The organism is Psychrobacter fjordensis (assembly GCF_904845995.1).
GTDB lineage: Bacteria > Pseudomonadota > Gammaproteobacteria > Pseudomonadales > Moraxellaceae > Psychrobacter > Psychrobacter fjordensis.
Genome location: NZ_CAJGYP010000002.1, coordinates 1,101,863 through 1,121,205, shown reverse-complemented (window position 1 = coordinate 1,121,205; position 19,343 = coordinate 1,101,863). Strand labels below are relative to the sequence as shown.

The window sequence follows — 19,343 nt, the reverse complement described above, 5'->3', positions numbered from 1 at the left end:
ATTCTCTATCTTGCATTTAATTATTGATACTTATTACAACCATCTTGATTCCCATTGTCGCAAGATTTACCAAACCATTCTTTAGCAGTTTCAGGATTCTGACGCACGCCTAAGCCTGCGTCATACATCAACCCAAGATTGTATTGAGCCTTAGCATCGCCCTGATTCGCTACTTTTTCATACCACACAGCCGCTTTCGCATAATCCTGGCGTAAGCCCTCGCCTTTGAGATACATCACTCCAAGATTATATTGAGCCTCAGGAATTCCTTGATCCGCAGATTTTTTATACCACTCGGCTGCTTTTGCAGAATCCTGACGCACGCCTAAGCCCTCGCCATACAGTATTCCAAGATTAAATTGAGCCTTAGCATCCCCTTGAACAGCCAAATGTTGAGTTTGGTTAAAATCAGCAGCCAGTGCCGACACGGATAAAATCGCTGCTGTGAAAAAGAGGGTTATCTTGCTGGTGAGCGAGGTATTCAGAAGGATCATGGTGAGTCTCAAGAGAGTTGCTTTAGAATATACATTTGTACGTTATTGCTATAATAGCAGATATATCTCCGAGCGTTCGGGCTGGCGTTTTTTTAGGGTATGTCCTCAACTCACATGACGTTCATCTAACTTGGCTAAAAATGCAGTAAACCGTAATAATGACATGATTAGGTAATGAAAATCTTAAAAGAGTATCATGTGGGAATTATTTGCATAACGGATGGTAAAAAAGGGAAGTGACATCCTGTTTTTTACGAATATTTTTTATTAGGAAAGGTCATGTTTCTTCGTTTTATTGCGCGTCATAGCACATTAATTATGCCAGTTTGCGCAATTTTTGGCTTTGTTTTTCCAAACGTATCCAACGCGGTATTGGTATATTTACCCCAAATGCTGTTTTTCTTGATGTTTTTTACTTTACTGGGTATCGACCAATATGCGCTGTTAAAGCGTATAGCGACAAGCTATGTGTGGGTTTTTGCCTTATTACAAAGCGGGGGTATGAGTCTGGTTTTAATACTAGTTGCTTATACGCTAGGCGTACGTGGCGATTGGCTGTTGGCTATTGCAGGTCTTGGTGCCACTGCCCCGTTATTTGGTAGTGGTGCATTGGTCAATGCGGTGGGGTTTGATGCACAACTAGCGACGGCAAAAACCATCGCTGCTACACTCATTATGCCATGTACATTATTAGGCGTATTGTGGCTATTAGGCGATAAAAATGCGAATGTAGACATTGGCACTTATGTCAATCGCTTGTTGGTTTATATTGTTATGCCAATGGTGCTAGCTTTAGGGGTACGTCGGTTGGTTTCACCTGTTATTTTGTCACGTTATTATCCCAAAATTGGACAGTTTAATATTTTACTGCTGATGTTGTTTCCACTGGGGTTGATGGCAGGATTTCGTGACACCTTTGACCATAATCCGTGGCAAGCATTGTTATTACTGGTGCTAAGTTCTGTATTGGCATTGGTGTTTTATTTTACAGCTTATGTAATATATCGGCGTTTTGGCTATGAAAATGCCATTATCGCTGCGTTGGTGTGTGGTGGACGCAATGTATTGCTTGCTTATACCATAACGGCACCTTTTATGGGTGCGGTGTTTTTACCGTTACTAGGTGCTTTTCAATTACCAGCATTTTGCTTACCCTTACTGGGAAAATATATGGTAAAACGCCATACAACTCGACCTATGAATTTAAAGTCAGGTTCATGAACTGCCCCGACTATTAATAGATGGGTTATCATTTATAAGATGTATGTTTTGGGTATACCTATGGCGAACCAATCAGGCTCCTTCACTGGTTCAGTACCCTAGTGAGGACTTGAATCTTCGGCTGTAGGCTAGTGATAGCAATGGTTAGAGTTATCTAAATAATGGCAGTGTACTTCAAGTGATACTCGTCGTGTGAATTGATAGTGTATAATTATTGAATATCAAAATGTTCTAATGCCAAATAGCCTCCTTAGGTAAATATTTATAAAACTGTATTCTAGAATACAGATACTGACCTGCTATTTCTGTATTGGCAATCTGACTTCTATGATCGTTAGCAATGACACTAAACCCAGTTTTTTTATGTGCCATGATGACCTCTATTCGTCTATAACCTGCAAACCTTGAAGTAGTTACTCCAACATTAGGAAATTGGATGAATTTTTGAGTAGTCTGGCTATTACCTAGACCCAAACCATCTTTGTAATCTGTTGAGGACTGCGGAGTTAATAAGATATGACAGTTATCAGGGCGATCTTTAATGAGTAACAGGCATCGTTCTTGAATAAAATCAAAAAGTAATTTATAAGCATCATTTTCACTGTGTTTGAGTAAAGTAGAAAGATGGACGAAAGTGTACCCTTTACCTTGGTAAGTTTCTGAATATACCCCTGACCATTTTAATCCTCTGGTGTTTTCGTGGAAGTCCATCAGCATTTTAACCATGCTATTTACCCATTCTAAGCAAGTCTCACTTTGATGTTCGGTGTAAATTTCCATATAGGCATCTGGCATTTAAAATCCTTATGAAGTTATAGTTAGCGTAGAGTATACTCGAAAAAACTATTGTATTATTTTTTATCAGACAGGAGAAGACACTTAGAATAAACACTCATATGAAAGCTAAAATAGCTTTTCAAATTGCTTATAAATTTAACCCATGTACATGAAAAATGCATAAAAACCTCCAGCAGTTTGAAGTATACCTAAGTGCTCATAAGTACCATCTATATAAGTGATGTACTGCTTCGCAGCAGAAAAATCTATCTCAATGGATTTTAAGTTTTTTATAAAGTAATCAGAGCGCTGCATAGAGACGTTAGAAACTCTTTTCGAAAAGTCAATATCAACTTCCTGTACAATATTTATCGACGATAAATACTCATTTACGTCTTCTTCAAAAGTATCTTCATGATAAAAATTATTTACAACCCAGTCCTTTAAACATGATAGGAAAAAATCATCGATACCAGCATCAATACTATCGATATAAATACAATTAATAAGGGATTCACCATAATTCTCTTCAAGCCGAATAACTGGCAATGCTGCATTGATTTTTTTAAAATTCTCATAATTAAGATTATGCTTATTCATCGAAGTTACTCCCTATTTAGGTTGTTTATCAAAACAATTATTTGGAATGAACACTGCTGTCAATTCCATAGGAATTAACTTTAGATATCTTAGGTATGTAGCTTGATAAAATCATCTTGTGCAGTGGATTCTATAATTATTGAGAACATAGCCGATAGATCGATGCCTGTATAGCGCACCGATCACAAATTAAGACTACTTTCAGGTATACCCCAAGGGAACCAGCTATTTCACCCTTCAAACCTATTAACAGACTACTCAAAACAGACTGGTATAATGGAACCACTCAAAACAGACTAACGCCATTAGCAGAGCTCTTTAGAATTTTAGCGTCATCTATGCAGATAATTAGATTCACTAGCTGCCGCTAGTCGGTATAAATGTTTATAAGAAGAACGACGCAGTATGGTGCTTTTACTTAGCCAAACACCTGCCATAATATCCAAAACAACCCTGCCATAACGACAGCGATAACCAGCAACCGTTTCACCCAATAGGGCAGTAATGGTTTTTTATATCCTAAGTCATCAAGCTGACTCTCTACACCATCTTGCAGGTTCTTAAACGACTTACCTGTCTTATTTGCTTTGAGACGATTTTTGACCAATTTATCAGATTTATCTTCCGTTTCTGGTTCTCTATCAAAACTAATAGCCTGATTGGGTATGCCTTGTTTGTTTGCGATAGTATTGAGCTTCTGCTGCTGTTTTACCTTTAGCTGTGTCTCATAAGCATCAATCCGTATCTTGGCTTCATCCATGCTGATGTTTTCGTCAGCTGCCAATGTTTTGATGGCCATCACCAGATTGTTTTTTTCAATCATGATGGTGATTTCTTTTGGCAGCTTTGTATTGACTGGTTTTGAGCTAGGATCGGCGTTAAACATGGTTGTCCTTATTGCGACGTAAAAATATAAATATGGTGTTGCGTTTATTATAGCTGCTTTACAGACGTAATATTCAAGCAAAAAAATACCGCAATCATAATCATGATTGCGGTATTTTAATATCTATCTTTATCAGCATTTCTGCCAATCTTTGATAAATTATAAATCTTTCCAGCGTTGGATAGACTTTTTGATCACTTCTTTGGCTTCTGCAACATCATCCCAAGACTCAACCACTGTGCTGCCTGGTTTTTTCAGATCTTTGTAATGGCTGAAGTGGTACTCTAACTGGTTGATAAGCTGCTTTGGTAAATCAGCGAGGCTGTTATAAGCATTGCCTGTGTCACGGTCGTCAGCAGGTACGACAACGATTTTGTCATCCACTTCGCCGTCATCAACGAACTTCATGACACCGATTACTTTGGCTTTTAAGAAAATGCCTGTCGGTAATGGTTGCTCAGTAAGCAATAATACATCTAACTCATCGCCATCTTCGTCAAGCGTTTGTGGGATAAAGCCATAGTTGCAAGGCTTAGCAAAAATCTGTGGATCAATACGATCAAGCTCAAATACGGCTAGTTCGCGATTCCATTCGATTTTGTGGCTGCTACCAGCTGGAATTTCTACTACTACGTTGATGATGCCGCCATCTACGTCGCCTGCGTCTAGAATTTTATTAAAATCAGCCATAAAATGCTCCAGTTCTATTTTGTTTTAAATATTCGAATAATATATAAGGGTTGGGCTGCGATATTGTCACATCATCGCTGCACCAATTGTACCGACAGCGATTATAGCAAGTTTGCTACAAATTTTCTCATATTGCTTAAGTCTAAGCGCGCAAGAGATTATGCAAAAAAAGATTATGCAAAAATGGATTCAAAGTATCTATTTGGGTGCGAGTGCTCGTAACTCAATCAGTCCAGCATGACGTTTGGCAATATTATCAATCAGCTTTTGAGTCACTGTCTCATAGCTGAGTGAATCGCTAACTTGCTCATTGATTTGCGCCGCTGGCTCTTTTTGCATGGTTACAAAGTCAGACAGTCGTAGCATTTGCATCCCTGCATAACCGCAAGGATTAATAGCGTTGAATGCTGACAAATCACAATTTAAATTAACGGCAATACCATGGTAACTAAAGCCATGCTTGATCTTGAAGCCTAGAGAGGCTATTTTGCCTAGCATGATTTTATCATCATCAGGTGTGTCGTTGGTTTGCGTATCGGTATGGCTATCTGGTTCAGGCATATCCGCATATAAGTAAACACCGGGTGCATCGCGACGTGCGTGGGCGCTGATATTGTCACTCTTCGAGACATCTGAGTCTTGTAAGCATTCATTAATCACATCTTCGATAGCTTGTTCCGCATGTGAGACCAAGTTGCGCACACTCCAGCCCAAGCTGTGTAAGTCGAATAGCCAATAAACAACCAGTTGTCCATGGCCGTGCCAAGTGACTTGACCACCGCGATCAGTCTTGATAATTGGGGTGTCAGTGCGCTGTAATATGTGCTCTTCTTTGCCTGCTTGTCCAAGTGTGTAAACGTCATTGTGATCGACAATCCATAATTCATCAGGTGTGCGTACACCTTGCTCTTTTTTTAAGGCAATACGCTCAAGCGTACGCTCAAGCATTGCATCATGGGTCGGATTATAGTCGGCTGCTGATAGATATTTAGTGATAAATGTTTCATTAAGCGGTTGCGTAGTATTTTCCATGAGAGTAACAGTCTTATTGTTGTCTGGTTTAAGAGTTTAAATTATTAATATTTTGAATGTGTCATTTCTTGATATGAAGTGTAGCAGTTTTTAAGATTGGCACCCAAAACTATATTTTGTCACTATTTCGTCACTCTGTAATGCCTATACATACTAATAATGAAAAATCATCAGGCAGGTAGCGGTTTTATAGTAGTCACGCTATACAAACGCAGGAGTCAGTTTAATCTGCTGTTCATTGATCAATTGATACGCTACATTAGAATGTAATGAATGGAAGCTCACGATTATTTATCGTTTAGAGGTTGCCATTGCAGCAATCCCTTGACTAGAAATATAGAGTCTGTGACCAAATATAAAAGCTATGACCCAAGATAGTACAGTGACGCCAAGAGATATAACAAGGAAGCTAAATGACAGATAACAACCAAAATACCAGTGAGCAGACTGCAACAGATGCCAGTCTAGTCACACAAGGAGCGCCTAAAATGCTTAGTACTGCCAACACTATTGATGAGATGCACGCACAGTTTGCACATCTGCAAGCACTCAGCCGGACGAAGCCAATCAACGATTGGGCAACACGTGAGACGCAACTCGACAACTTAGAGATCATGCTCAGCGATAATCAAGTCAGTTTTGCTAAGGCAATCAATGCAGATTTTGGTTATCGTAGTGAGTCAGAGACGCAGTTTGCCGAGCTGTTTCCGAGCTTTACGGGTATCAGCCATGCCAAAAAACACGGCAAAAAATGGATGAAAACTCAGCGCGCCTCTATTTCAGCCTTGTATATGCCTGCTCACAACGAAATCCAGCCGCAGCCATTAGGTGTCGTCGGTATTATGGTGCCTTGGAACTACCCGTTATTTTTGGCAGTAGGGCCGTTGATTGATGCGTTGACGGCAGGCAATCGGGTAATGATTAAGATGAGTGAAGCAGCGCCACAATTTGCCCAAGCATTTGCGGATGCAGTTGCGCGCTATTTTTCTCCAGACATGGTCTGTGTGGTATTAGGCGAGGTCGATATCGCTGCGGCATTTAGCTCGTTGCCGTTTGATCACCTGCTGTATACAGGGTCAACGGCAGTGGGCAAAAAAGTCATGGCAGCGGCGGCGCCTAATTTGACGCCAGTCACACTTGAGCTTGGTGGTAAGTCTCCCGTGGTTGTATTGGATGATGCCAATCTAGAGTCTGTGGTCAATCGCGTGATGATGGGTAAGACATTGAATGCTGGTCAAACCTGTATTGCCCCTGACTATGTGTTGATTCAACGTCAATATCATGAGCAGTTCATCAGTTTGGCAAAAGCATGGATGGAAAAACACTATCCTAATATTGAGAACAATCCAGATTATTCGCGCATCATCAATGGTGACCAGTTTAAACGAGTCAAAGGCTATCTGGATTCGTTGACAGGCGATGAGATACATCCGCTTACTGCTATTGAGGCCAATATCGAAACGCGTCTAATGCCGCCAGTGATTGTGAGTGAGCCTGCGCCTGATAGTGCCGTTATGCAAAATGAGATTTTTGCACCGATACTGCCATTGATGCATTATGAGACGCTTGATGATGCGATTGCGTTTGTGAATGCACGTCCACGACCATTAGCCCTATACATTTTTGGTGATAACTATGGTGGTATCGAAAAAGTGCGTAACAACACGGTTTCTGGTGGTCTATGTATTAATGAAGTCTTGATACATGTGGCTCAGCATGATTTACCGTTTGGCGGTGTCGGTGAATCAGGTACGGGTGTTTACCATGGCAAAGCAGGGTTTGAGCGTTTGAGTCATATGAAACCAGTGTTTGTTCAATCGAAGCTCAACGGTTTGAATCTGTTATTACCGCCTTATGGTGGATTGTTCAAAAAGGCTATGGCACTGTTTTTGAAATAGTATTTTGAAGTAGTTATATATTCAAGTTTGAAATAGCGATGCTTTCAATATTACTGTGTTTAAGCAGCTGTTTTGACCATATCGATTTCGTATCTTGGATATGCTAAACAGACAATATGATAAGAAATGGCATTTACTTAGGTAAGTGCTATTTTTTTGTCGAAAATATGAATCGATTGACAAGGTTTAATCGCTATTCTCAATATTATTAGCAGCGTGATAATGGTGCTGACTAAGCGAAAAATAAGCATTTGTCATCAGTCTGATAAGTCGCTACACTTTGTAGTAAGTCTAGACAGCAGTATTGTGTCATCGATTTAATGCCGCATCAATTATCAATAGGACACCCCATGCGCCAATGGATTGCGTTAAGTTTACTCTGTATGATCTCGCTGTTACTGCCGATATCGGCGTCAGCAGCTTGCGAGTCGCTGATCAAATTTGGCGCATTGACATGGGAGAGTGGTCAGTTCACTTCTGGTGTGCTCAAGTACATCGCTGAAGATGGTTATGGCTGTACAGTTGAAGAAGTGCCAGGAGCAGGCCCTGCACTTGATACGGCGTTGTCACAAAATGATATCCAAGTCATTGGGGAGCAGTGGGTTGGTCGCTCACCGATCATGGAGCAAGCCATTGAGCAGAATAAGGTAGCAATCATTGGTGATACGCTTAAGGGCGGCGCAACTCAAGGTTGGTATGTTCCTGACTATGTATTAGAAGAAAACCCAGGGCTACGCAGTTATCAGGATCTGCCTAAATACGCTGAGCTGTTTAAAGACCCTGAAGACCCTAGCAAGTCTCGTTTTATGAACTGTCCCTCTGGTTGGACGTGTGAGATTTTTAACACACGTTTGCTAAAAACCACAGGTCTAGACAGTGTCTTTAACAATGCCCATCCTGGTACAGGTGCAGCGCTTGATGCCGAAATATCTTCTGCCTTTGAGCAGCATAAGCCACTCTTATTTTACTACTGGCAGCCTACTGGCCTGATGGCAAAATATGACTTTGCGCCATTAGGTTTTCCAGCTCATGACGATGCCTGCTGGCAGGATTTGTTACGAGCGGATGGTACTGTGGATTGTGTCTCTGGATTTCCTGTATCGCCTTTAGGGATTGCAGTCTCTACGCCATTTATTGACTCTAATCCTGAGCTGGCAGATGTCTTCAAAAAAATACAATTTAGTTCTGATGAGCTCAATGGCGCTATCTTAGAAATGAGTGAAAGCAAACGTAGCGGAGACGAGCAAGCATTGCTGTTTTTGCGTGAGAACCCGAATGTGTGGCAAAAATGGTTATCTGACGAGGCTGCTACCAATCTTGCGGCGAAGTTAGGTATCAGCTTAACAGGCGATGCTATCGACAATACGGCTGTTAATAATAACTCTGCCAGTGATAACTTTGCCAGTGATAACCAGCTCGGCCTCGCATCAAGCTTCCCCTCATGGTCACTGGAGACACCGCTCAATAACACATTGGCAAGTATTGTTCAAAATTACGGCGACGTCTTTCGCAGCATCAGTACGATGGCATTAACCTATTTATTGCTACCCATTGAGCGCCTATTAACGGTCATTCCACCATGGTTGATTATTGCATTTGTCACGGTGCTGGGCTGGTTTGGTGTGCGTAAGGTTTGGTTTGCGCTGGCATGCGGTGCAGGGCTGTTCCTCATTGGTGCCTTTGGACTATGGGGTGCGTTGATTGATACTTTTGCACTGCTCATCGTATCAGTATTGGTTACGGTAGTAATTGGTATTCCTATTGGCATTGCGATGGCTGGCAGTCAGCTGCTCCGCAAGGTTGTGACACCGATACTAGATGTTATGCAGACCATGCCAAGCTTTGTCTATCTCATACCAGTACTCATGTTGTTTGGGATTGGTAAAGTGCCTGCATTGTTTGCCACTATTATTTATGCACTGCCGCCATTAATTCGTCTGACGACATTAGGGATTACGCAAGTCAATCATGAAATGGTAGAGGCGGGGCGCTCATTTGGTAGCACACATTTGCAGTTACTTATTTGGATTAAATTGCCCCAAGCATTGCCTAGTATCATGGCGGGCGTCAATCAAGCGGTAATGATGTCGTTATCCATGGTGGTGCTTGCTTCTATGATTGGCGCGCCTGGTCTTGGCGAAGATGTTTTGCAATCTATTCAAACCCTCAATATAGGTCAAGGCTTACAAGCTGGTACGGCGATTGTCATCGTTGCTATTATTATTGACCGTATTACTCAGGCATTTGGTCAAGGCAAGCGCGCCCGTCAAAAAACGATTGATGCGAGTAGACACTCGATTGGTTAATGGCTTGGTCGACTATAAAAGAAAGTAAGCTGACATTTGAATATGAGAGTTTGAAGATGAGAGTTTGAATGGGCTAACAATGAAGACAGGCCTCAATAAAAAATAACAATAGCGAGAACCGCAATGAATCACATCCGGCTAGAAAACATCAGTAAGATTTATAATGCCAGTAGTACGCAAGCAAAGTCTGTGATGGCATTATTGGCTGAAGGTATGGATAGTGTTGCGGTAAAAGAGCAAACAGGCTATTCGGTTGGGCTATATGATATTAATTTAGACGTTAAAGCGGGCGAGCTACACTGTATTATGGGGCTGTCAGGCTCTGGTAAATCAACCTTGATACGGCATATCAACCGTCTAATTGATCCAACCAGTGGCAAGATATGGGTTGATACGAGTATCGATGCGCAGACCACTATCACAGATGACGATGTACTTGCAGCTAATCAAAAACCATCTGCGGCTATCAATGTGTTAGAGCTGAATGATAAGGAGCTGCAACATTATCGCCAGCAAACTGTCAGTATGGTCTTTCAGCACTTTGGCCTCGTGCCGCATATGACGGTTATGCAAAACGTCGCTTACGGTTTGCGTGTGCGAAAAATGAGTACCGAAGAGCGCCACGAGGTCGCGCGGCATTGGCTAAATGAGGTAGGGCTACCTAATTTAGAGCATAGCTATCCGGATGAGTTGTCAGGAGGCATGCAGCAGCGTGTGGGTCTGGCGCGTGCTTTGGCAACTGATAATCCAATCTTACTGATGGATGAGGCGTTTTCTGCGCTTGATCCACTCATTCGTGCTCAGTTGCAAGACCAACTACTTGAGCTACAAGAGCGGCTACATAAGACTATCGTCTTTATCACTCATGACATAGATGAAGCGGTGAAAGTCGGTCAGCGTATCAGCATATTAAATGGTGGACGTTTAGTGCAAACGGGCACACCTTATGATTTACGCCACAACCCAGCGGATGACTATGTCGCACAGTTTATGCGTGCTAAAGCATAAAGCCTGTTCAGTATTTATTGATAGGTTTGTGCGGTATATTTATGAAAGGTGTGAGTAATCGTAGTAATTCTGCTGCAATTAATCGCGAACTCTGAAATGAACGGCAAACTTCGTTATACTTGACGGCTTGTTAATGACTCTTCATCTTTTATTATTCGCATATGATGTCGCTTTGAGTATTGGGTGGCGTTTATTTCTTATTTTTGTGTTTTTTAAGGCCATAGCATGACTGCTACCTATGCACCTATTATTACCTCGTTACTTGATAATGACTTATATAAATTTACGATGTTACAAGCCATGCTGCATCAGTTTCCGCAGACGCATGGTGTCTATCGTTTCCGCTGCCGTAATAATAAAGATGCCCTCTATCCATTGGCTGATATTAAAGAGCCGTTAGAGAGGCAATTAGACAGTTTGTGCGAGCTGCGATTTTTAGAAGACGAGTTGGAATACTTGCGCGGCTTACGCTTTATGCGTTCAGATTTCGTCGATTATTTGGAGCTGTTTAAGCTAAAGCGTCGCTTTATTACTGTCAGTACCGATGAAGAAGGTCGCTTGTTTATCGATATTGAAGGGCCGATGATTCAAGCGATGTTTTTTGAAGTATTCGTCTTAGCCATTGTCAATGAACTATATTTTGATGCGTTATCCAGTGACACTGTCATTGAAGAAGGTCAGCGTAGGCTCGATGAAAAAGTTTTTTTATTGCATCAATATGCAGCAGAACAGACGAAAGAAAACGGTGATACACCACCGTTTATTGTCGCTGATTTTGGTACTCGTAGGCGGTTTAGCAAAGCGTGGCAAGCGCATGTGGTGCAGACGTTACATCACGCTGAACCAAAAATCGTCAGTGGCACATCTAATGTGTATCTAGCAAAGAAATTAGGCATGACGCCAATAGGTACTATGGCGCACGAGTTTATGCAGGCATTTCAGGCACTAGATGTGCGTTTGCGTGATTCACAAAAAGCTGCGCTTGAAGCATGGGTACATGAATATCGTGGTGATTTGGGTATTGCATTGACGGATGTCGTTGGAATGGATGCATTCCTACGTGATTTTGATTTATATTTTGCCAAGCTGTTTGATGGCCTGCGTCATGATAGCGGCGACCCGTATATCTGGGGTGATAAAGCGATTGCTCATTATGAGAAATTGAAGATAGACCCAAAAACCAAGATTTTGACCTTTAGTGATGGATTGAATTTAGAGAAGGCTTGGGAGCTGCATCAATATTTTAAAGATCGCATTAGAACCAGCTTTGGTATTGGTACCAATCTCACCAATGATATGGGTATCACGCCGATTAATATCGTGCTGAAATTGGTTGAGTGTAACGGTCAGCCAGTGGCTAAACTCTCTGATAGCCCAGGCAAGACCATGATCAATAATGACACGTATCTTGCCTATCTTCGCCAAGTCTTCGAGGTGGATGAGCCAGAGTAAGTATAACTTAGCTGTCTACTTCATCAGATTTAACATCTTCAGCAAAGGCGGCATCTAGTGCTTGTTGTACCGCATTGATGCGGGTCTCGCAAACGCGATAAGCCGCAATGGATTCTTCAACAGTCGTCATCAAGTTATCAATGTCAGGCTCGTCCTGCTGCTGTAATTCAGCCGCATTGGTTTTTAGAATATCATAAGCCGCCTTAAAGGTTTTTGGGGCGGCTTTTTTGCGTCGGCGAGTAGGGGTAGTCATAAAATTTCCTAATTTTTAAAGGTAAGATAAGTAGATGGGTAATCGTTAGATATTATTATGTGGTTAAGTTGGAATGTCTGATGTTTCCGTCGCTTTTTGATCCGTACTGACATCAATAATCTGCGCTTTTGCCTTACCGTCTTTTAGGACGATATGCACAATTTGCTCAGGAGATAGCTGGGTGCTACTGGTCAGTATCTTTTTTTCTTTTGTGTCAGTCAGCATGGTGTAGCCTTGCTTAAGCACACGAGATGGTCGATGCAGTAGCACAATGTCGCGTAGATGCTCACTGTCACGTTGTGCTTGTATGACTTGTTGCTGAGCACTTTGCATGACAGATTTCTGATGATTCTGACTATAAGTAGCAGCCGTTATTAATTGCTGATCTGCAGAGGTTTGTGTTTGTACGCGTAGCTCGCTTGTCAGTCTGATGGCTTGCTTTACTTGGCGCTGTGCGCTTTGCTGAATATTGCGCCATGCATAATCGCTGTCTTTTCGTAGTGCAGTTAGCTGTCCAATCGTTTGCGACTGTATTTGGCTCAATTGTCGCGATGTTTGTTGCTCGGCAGTATTCAGTTGGCGCTGAGCGGCTTGCTTGATTTGCGCTTGATATTGCAGTGTCTGAGAGACCAGTTGCGCCAAATGACTACCAATCGCAGCGATAACTTTTGAGGGTGTGTCAAAGCTGGTATGCGCGACTTCATCTAATATAACTTTGTCACGTTCATGGCCTATACCCACCCAGACAGGAATAGGCTGCTCAGCAACCAAAGCGGCCAGCTCATAATCATTGAGATAGGCCAAATCACCAACAGCACCGCCACCGCGAATAATGACTAATAAATCTGGCAAACGCTGATACGTGTCGTAAAATTGCTGTTGAGCGCTGACGATAGCTTGGCGGATTTCGGCAGGCGCATGATTGCCTTGAAAAGTGGCGTTATGGTAATGGAAATGACAAGCACCTGTACTGGCTAAGCGATCAGCATCTGCTTGAAAATCTCCTAGTCCAGCGGCTTTTTCAGGTGCAATCACCAGCACATGCTCTATATCAAACGGGATAGGCAGTTGCTGATTGAGATGTAATAACCCTTCGCCTGTCAAACGGTCGACCATTTCCGCATATTGTCGTGCCAGATCACCTAGCGTATAGCTAGGATCGATGTCTTCAATGGTGAGCGAGAAGCCATATTGCGCATGGAACCCTGCCGATACTTTTAATAAAACGGTCAAATCGCGATCGAGTGGCATACCCGTTGCGCGCTCAAACTTTGCTAAGACACGTGCCGCTTTAAATCGCCAAAGGTTGCCACGGCAGCTAGCAATAACTTTGCCATCATCGTCTTTCTCTGCCAGTTCAAAATAATAATGTCCGCCTTTGCTAGACAGATTACGAATCTCTGCTTTTACCCATACACGGTGATTAAAGGTTTGTTTGATAACCATATCAACCGCCGATAAATAATCGCTCAGACGCAATACGGTATCTTCTAAATTGACTTCAAGGTTGTTTTCTTGCTCAGCTAACTCAGCCTCTAAAGTCGCCAAATCTTTAGCAGGCGTTATTACCTTCGCTTGTTTGATACTTGAAAGATTGGGTTTGCGCATAAATAGTAGACCGAAGATAATGAAAGCTTAAAAGCGAGTTGTTTATTGATTTTCTATAGACCGATAACTTATAGATTGGCTAGAAGCTATTGAGTATTGAATAGGGTAGTTTACCCCAAAAGCGTACACACAAAAAGAGAAGCCAACAAGTCTGCGATAAGAATAATATATTAATCGCAGACTTGTTGGCTAAATGCTAAACACCAATCTTTTTCTGAAGGATATTGATATTATTGGCAGCGGAAATTAATCATATACTCATAATCGTCATCACGTGATAAATCTGGTGTACCAGTGCCAAGGACTGAGCCGACAACTGCGCCAACTTGTCCAACCATACGACCTGTACGCTCATTTAAGACGCCATTATATTTTACCGTGTCATCGACGATAATCACTTGCTTGCTCTTACACGTTTTTTGCGCATTATCTAGCGCAACTTGCTGTGCCTTTACTTTAGTATCTGCGATACCTGTGGTTTCATAAATAGAATTAGCACGCTGTATCACAGGCGCAGAAGGTGTGGTGCTTTGACAAGCGCTCAAGGCGATGACAGCGGCCATCGTTGCAGTTAAGGTAGCAGTTTTATTAAAAGTATTCATAAGTGATTTTCACTCCCTGTCAGTCGAACATAAACATCAATTTTAAGTAGATATTGTGTGAGCATTACATCCGTTGATGTGATATTCAACAACTGTCATAAATCTAACCTATTCAGCGCTTTGCTGTCTAGATGGTTATTGTTTGCTATATTACGGCGATATTGCATGCTCACCTTATCTCTTGATACGACAAAAATTAAAATCTACTGAGACTACTGATGCTTATAGGGTGGCATTAATTTATTAATTGCCAAAATTTAAAGAAATCTATGTTTGTACACAGCAAATCACTTGAAATAAAAACCATATCTAGGATAATTGAGCCATTCACTCTTAATTAATAAGTAATTGTATGCAATTGATTCCTGCTCCTGCTGGCGTGCTAGAAGTTGACGCACTATGGCAACAAGATAACTCTAACGATCCAAATACCGATACCGTTGCACTACTTTGCCATCCAAATCCGCTATTCGACGGTACGATGAATAATAAAGTCGTTACGACCATGTATCGTTTTGCCCGTGACAATGGGATGCATGTGGTGCGTTTTAACTTTCGCGGCGTGGGGCAGTCCACTGGAGAGCATGATTATGCTGAAGGGGAAGTGGTGGATGCAATGACCGTGCTACAATGGATTGCTGAGCAGACCAATGCACGCAAGTTATGGTTGGGTGGTTTTTCTTTTGGTGGTTATGTGACAGCACGTGTGGCTGAGCAAGTGATCGAGGCGTCCCATATATGGGGACTGAGTGACTTTGAGGTATCAAACATTGCGCTGATCGCACCATCAGTTGAAAAAAATGACAGCAGCGATATTAGCTTACCTGCTGATAAAACCTTTGAGATTTATGGCAATGCGGATGAAGTCATCGACCCTAATAATATGCAAGAATTTGCTGATCGATTGGGTATTCCTGTGAGTATCGTAGACGGAGCAGGTCACTTTTTTCACGGACGCTTGTCAGAATTGAAAGGTTTGCTAGAAAAACACAGTATTTAAAGGTTTTACTTGAATGTGGTCAGGTAAAATTTATCTATTATTTTAATATTTATTTAGGGTGTGTCATCAATTAGATTGTGAGGCTTAAAATGAGAAAAATTGTAGCTAAACAAGGAAGAAATTGCCGTTAATATGCACATATTGACAAAATTTCTAACGATGTTTAGCAAAATTTAGCCATTTTAAGACCACTAAATGTATTCATGTACTAATTGATGACACGCCCTAGCCTAATGATGAGTCGTATTATGAGTTTATCTCCATTGCAACGTTACGAGCAAGCCGTCAGTACAGATGAGTTTACTCAAGATGAGCAACAATTCAAGGCCATGAGCTATCTTGATGAGATACATCATCAGCTCACCAATAGTGTGCCACAAAAGAAAAGTTTTTTTAGCTTTTTAAAAGCCAAGCCTGTAGCACCCACAGGCCTATATATGTGGGGCGGCGTAGGTCGCGGTAAAACATGGATGATGGACATGTTCTATGATTCATTGACCATTGATCGCAAGATGCGCCTGCATTTCCATCACTTTATGCAGCGTGTGCATCAAGAGCTACACAAGCTACAAGGCGAGAGTGACCCATTAGAGAAAGTGGCGGATATTATCTATGAAGAGGCGGTCATCATTTGTTTTGATGAATTCTTTGTATCCAATGTCTCTGATGCCATGATTTTGGGCGACTTGTTTACCATGCTGTTCAATCGTGGTATCACGTTGGTCGCTACCTCGAATATCGAGCCGTCGGGGCTATATAAAGATGGTTTGCATCGTGACCGTTTTATGCCGGCTATTGCTGAAGTTGAACGCCATACGGCGGTGATGAATATCGACTCCGGTATTGACTATCGTCTGCGCGTGTTACAACAGGCTGAGTTATATGAGTCGCCGATGACCAAAGCCAACCACCATTGGTTAGCCAACCGTTTTGCCAGTTTGTCTAATAATCAGAAAATTAGTAATGAGCCAATCACTATTAATGGACGAGAAATAAAAATCAATGCTCGCACCGAAGATATTCTATTTTGCGACTTCCGTCATTTGTGCATGGAACCACGCTCAGCATCTGATTTTATTGAAATCGCTAAGCAGTTCAGTACGGTGTTGGTTAATGCTGTGCCTGCTTTAGAGGATGATACTTACCGTGATCCAACGCGTCGTTTTATTTATCTGGTCGATGAGTTTTATGATCGCCGCGTAAAACTGTTGGTGCGAGCAGAGCAATCTATTTTGGAGTTGTATCAAGGACAGAAGCTAGCGTTTGAGATTGAGCGTACACGTTCGCGCTTGCTTGAAATGCAGTCAGAAGATTATTTGCGCATGGAGCATCGTGTCGAAGTTACACCAGCATAAAAGTAGCAGTTTTTTGGATAAAAAATAATAATAAATAAGGAACGATAATGACCACATCTGACAACAATGATAAAAAACTGTCTATCAAAGACGTAACCACTGATAGTATGCCGATTACCAGTGAAGAGATGATTGGCTGGATCAATTCAAGACGTAGTATGGGGAATCTGGATGCACCAGCACCCACTCATGCACATGTTGAAACAGCGATTGGATGTGCGGCAACAGCACCAGACCACAAGAAACTACAACCATGGCGTTTTATCGTCACTGAAGGCGATGCTCGTCATGAGCTAGGCAATGCTTTAGCAGAAGCTGCCCAAGCAAAAGCGGTGCAAGAAGGAGAAAGTTTGTCTAAAAAAGACATTGAAAAGGCTCATAATATGCCTTTACGTGCGCCCACGATTATTACTGTTGTCACTAAAATACAAGCGCACAAAAAAGTCCCACCTTTTGAGCAAATGCTAAGTGCTGGTGCTGCTGTTCAAAATCTTATTTTGGCATTAAAAGCGCAAGGGTTTAGTACAGTGTGGCGAACTGGATTGTTATGTAACGAACCAGCTGTCAAAGCATACTTTGATGTTGGTCCAGATGATTATGTCACGGCTTTTGTTTATACTGGGACCAGTCCTAAAGACGAGGCACACCGTAAAGCCATTGATATCGATTCGCTAGTACGATTTGAGTCATAGCGCCTCTGAGCCTCATCTATTTAGCCAAAAAAGCCAGATAGCCTCAGCACCCAAAATGCCTAAGTCATGATAAGTTCTATTAATAATAAGTAAGTCAACATGGATAAAAGAATATGACCAGCTCCAATAATAGCCATAAAAAAACCAGTCACGAAAATAGCGAAACAGATAAGAATACGCCAGAAAAGCAAAACAGTCTGCTGGCAGGTATCATTGAGCGTGCAACCAAATCAGGTATTGGCCGTAAAAAGCTAAATCCTAGTGCGGTAGAGTCTGCAGTGGCAAAAAACATGGCGGATATTCACAGTAATCCTACCAAGCTGCGTTTGGCATTTTTAGGTGGTGGTAGTTTTGGTACGGCAATGGCAAATTTGGCGGCCCGCAATGGCTGTGATACCACGTTATGGGTACGTAATAAACGCACCGTAAAAGCGATGGTAAAAACCCAAACCAATAAAAAATACTTGCCAGGTTATAAGCTTGATGATCGTCTCAAATACAGCCATGATTTGGCAGCAAGCGTCAAAGACAAAGATATTATTTTTATTGCTGTGCCGGGTTTAGCATTTCGAGAGACCTTAAAAAATATTGCGCCATTTATCAGTGGACAGTCTATTGTGTCATTGACCAAAGGGATGGAAAAAGACACCTTTGCAATGATGAGCGACATTATTAAAGAGGTTTTGCCAGAAGTGAATTTTGGTGTAATGTCAGGGCCAAACCTTGCAATAGAAATCATGAAAAACATGCCGTCTGCTACAGTCATCGCTAGTGAGTCTGAGCCACTGCGTCATGCAGTACAAGCAGCGCTACACAGTGCATTCTTTCGAGTGTTTGCCAGTGATGATGTCAAAGGTGTGGAGCTGGGCGGTGCGCTCAAAAACATCTATGCGATTGCAATGGGTATGGCGGCGGCTTACGATGTCGGCGAAAACACCAAAGCGATGATACTGACCCGTGCCTTAGCAGAAATGAGTCGTTTTGGCGTGGAAGCGGGTGCGAATCCACTGACGTTTTTAGGATTGTCTGGCGTTGGTGATTTATACGCCACTTGTAGCTCAGAGTTGAGTCGCAATTACCGTATCGGTAATATGCTTGGCCGTGGTATGAGCATCGATGCAGCAGTGAAAAAACTTGGTCAGACGGCTGAAGGGGTCAACACCATTCAGCAAGTGCATGAGAAAGCCACCAAAGAAGGCATTTATATGCCTATTACGCATGCGCTTTATGCAGTTATTTATGAAGATAAAGCAGCATTGGGTGTGGCGTTACATCTTATGGAAGCAGGGTTCCGCAGTGATGTCGAATTTGTTATGGCGCATGACCACAGCAATGCGGCACTTACCGCGCAAATGAAGACGTCAAGCGACAGCACTGATGATGAAAGTGGCGATACTGACAGTAAGTAAAACTCCAATGTTAAATGATGACGTTGTCTTAAAAGTGATTATTCTGAAAACAACGTCATC

The 19,343-nt window shown here is 42.1% G+C and carries 18 protein-coding genes; 9 read left to right on the top strand and 9 right to left on the bottom strand.

Translation table 11 applies throughout. The features are described 5' to 3' along the window. Positions 1-20: 20 nt before the first annotated feature. Entirely contained in the window at positions 21-506 is a 486-nt protein-coding gene (locus JMW61_RS13050) for a tetratricopeptide repeat protein (RefSeq protein ID WP_227687471.1), read from the bottom strand. Between the two features lie 267 nt (positions 507-773). On the opposite strand from JMW61_RS13050, the gene JMW61_RS13045 reads away from it, so the two are divergent. Further along, positions 774-1,715 (top strand): lantibiotic ABC transporter permease, encoded by a 942-nt coding sequence (locus tag JMW61_RS13045; RefSeq protein ID WP_201551808.1) that lies wholly within the window; start codon positions 774-776, stop codon positions 1,713-1,715. Between the two features lie 231 nt (positions 1,716-1,946). Here the strand turns inward: JMW61_RS13045 and JMW61_RS13040 are convergent, their stop codons facing one another. From JMW61_RS13040 to lipB, 5 genes are all read right to left on the bottom strand, one after another. Further along, positions 1,947-2,510, bottom strand: coding sequence for a peptide chain release factor family protein (locus tag JMW61_RS13040; protein ID WP_201551807.1), 564 nt, complete (start codon positions 2,508-2,510; stop codon positions 1,947-1,949). Positions 2,511-2,648: 138 nt separating this feature from the next. Beyond that, positions 2,649-3,092, bottom strand: a complete 444-nt coding sequence (locus tag JMW61_RS13035; protein ID WP_201551806.1) for a hypothetical protein — start codon at positions 3,090-3,092, stop codon at positions 2,649-2,651. Positions 3,093-3,510: 418 nt separating this feature from the next. Then, entirely contained in the window at positions 3,511-3,978 is a 468-nt protein-coding gene (locus tag JMW61_RS13030; RefSeq protein ID WP_201551805.1) for a hypothetical protein, read from the bottom strand. A gap of 159 nt (positions 3,979-4,137) precedes the next feature. Beyond that, on the bottom strand, positions 4,138-4,668 hold the full coding sequence (locus tag JMW61_RS13025) for an inorganic diphosphatase (protein WP_110923013.1): 531 nt from the start codon (positions 4,666-4,668) through the stop codon (positions 4,138-4,140). 198 nt (positions 4,669-4,866) lie between these two features. After that, on the bottom strand, positions 4,867-5,700 hold the full coding sequence (lipB, locus tag JMW61_RS13020) for a lipoyl(octanoyl) transferase LipB (RefSeq protein ID WP_201551804.1): 834 nt from the start codon (positions 5,698-5,700) through the stop codon (positions 4,867-4,869). A gap of 413 nt (positions 5,701-6,113) precedes the next feature. Here lipB and JMW61_RS13015 point away from each other — a divergent pair, with 413 nt between their 5' ends. From JMW61_RS13015 to pncB, 4 genes are all read left to right on the top strand, one after another. Next, positions 6,114-7,598, top strand: coding sequence for a coniferyl aldehyde dehydrogenase (locus JMW61_RS13015; protein WP_201551803.1), 1,485 nt, complete (start codon positions 6,114-6,116; stop codon positions 7,596-7,598). 350 nt (positions 7,599-7,948) lie between these two features. Beyond that, complete coding sequence (locus JMW61_RS13010) at positions 7,949-9,904, top strand: glycine betaine ABC transporter substrate-binding protein (RefSeq protein ID WP_201551802.1); 1,956 nt, start codon at positions 7,949-7,951, stop codon at positions 9,902-9,904. A 123-nt stretch (positions 9,905-10,027) separates the two neighbouring features. After that, positions 10,028-10,912 (top strand): ATP-binding cassette domain-containing protein, encoded by an 885-nt coding sequence (locus JMW61_RS13005; protein ID WP_201551801.1) that lies wholly within the window; start codon positions 10,028-10,030, stop codon positions 10,910-10,912. Positions 10,913-11,137: 225 nt separating this feature from the next. Beyond that, entirely contained in the window at positions 11,138-12,364 is a 1,227-nt protein-coding gene (gene pncB, locus JMW61_RS13000; RefSeq protein ID WP_201551800.1) for a nicotinate phosphoribosyltransferase, read from the top strand. Between the two features lie 7 nt (positions 12,365-12,371). On the opposite strand, the gene xseB is transcribed toward pncB, so the two are convergent. From xseB to JMW61_RS12985, 3 genes are all read right to left on the bottom strand, one after another. Then, positions 12,372-12,617 carry an exodeoxyribonuclease VII small subunit gene (gene xseB, locus JMW61_RS12995; protein WP_110923007.1) on the bottom strand — a complete coding sequence of 82 codons (246 nt, stop codon included), beginning with the start codon at positions 12,615-12,617 and terminating at the stop codon, positions 12,372-12,374. A 63-nt stretch (positions 12,618-12,680) separates the two neighbouring features. Further along, the gene (xseA, locus tag JMW61_RS12990; RefSeq protein ID WP_201551799.1) at positions 12,681-14,225 is read right to left on the bottom strand and encodes an exodeoxyribonuclease VII large subunit; all 1,545 of its coding nucleotides are present in this window, start codon (positions 14,223-14,225) and stop codon (positions 12,681-12,683) included. Positions 14,226-14,455: 230 nt separating this feature from the next. Continuing rightward, positions 14,456-14,827, bottom strand: coding sequence for a type I phosphoribosyltransferase (locus JMW61_RS12985; protein WP_201551798.1), 372 nt, complete (start codon positions 14,825-14,827; stop codon positions 14,456-14,458). 352 nt (positions 14,828-15,179) lie between these two features. Between JMW61_RS12985 and JMW61_RS12980 the strand changes: the two genes are divergently transcribed. The 4 genes from JMW61_RS12980 (at position 15,180) to JMW61_RS12965 (ending at position 19,283) form a co-directional block, all read left to right on the top strand. Continuing rightward, positions 15,180-15,827: an alpha/beta hydrolase gene (locus JMW61_RS12980; RefSeq protein WP_201551797.1), complete on the top strand. Its 648-nt coding sequence runs from the start codon at positions 15,180-15,182 to the stop codon at positions 15,825-15,827. A 248-nt stretch (positions 15,828-16,075) separates the two neighbouring features. Further along, positions 16,076-17,182: a cell division protein ZapE gene (gene zapE, locus JMW61_RS12975; RefSeq protein WP_201551796.1), complete on the top strand. Its 1,107-nt coding sequence runs from the start codon at positions 16,076-16,078 to the stop codon at positions 17,180-17,182. Between the two features lie 47 nt (positions 17,183-17,229). Then, entirely contained in the window at positions 17,230-17,874 is a 645-nt protein-coding gene (locus JMW61_RS12970; protein WP_201551795.1) for a nitroreductase family protein, read from the top strand. A gap of 113 nt (positions 17,875-17,987) precedes the next feature. Further along, the gene (locus tag JMW61_RS12965) at positions 17,988-19,283 is read left to right on the top strand and encodes an NAD(P)H-dependent glycerol-3-phosphate dehydrogenase (protein ID WP_201551794.1); all 1,296 of its coding nucleotides are present in this window, start codon (positions 17,988-17,990) and stop codon (positions 19,281-19,283) included. The last annotated feature ends 60 nt before the right edge of the window (positions 19,284-19,343 follow it).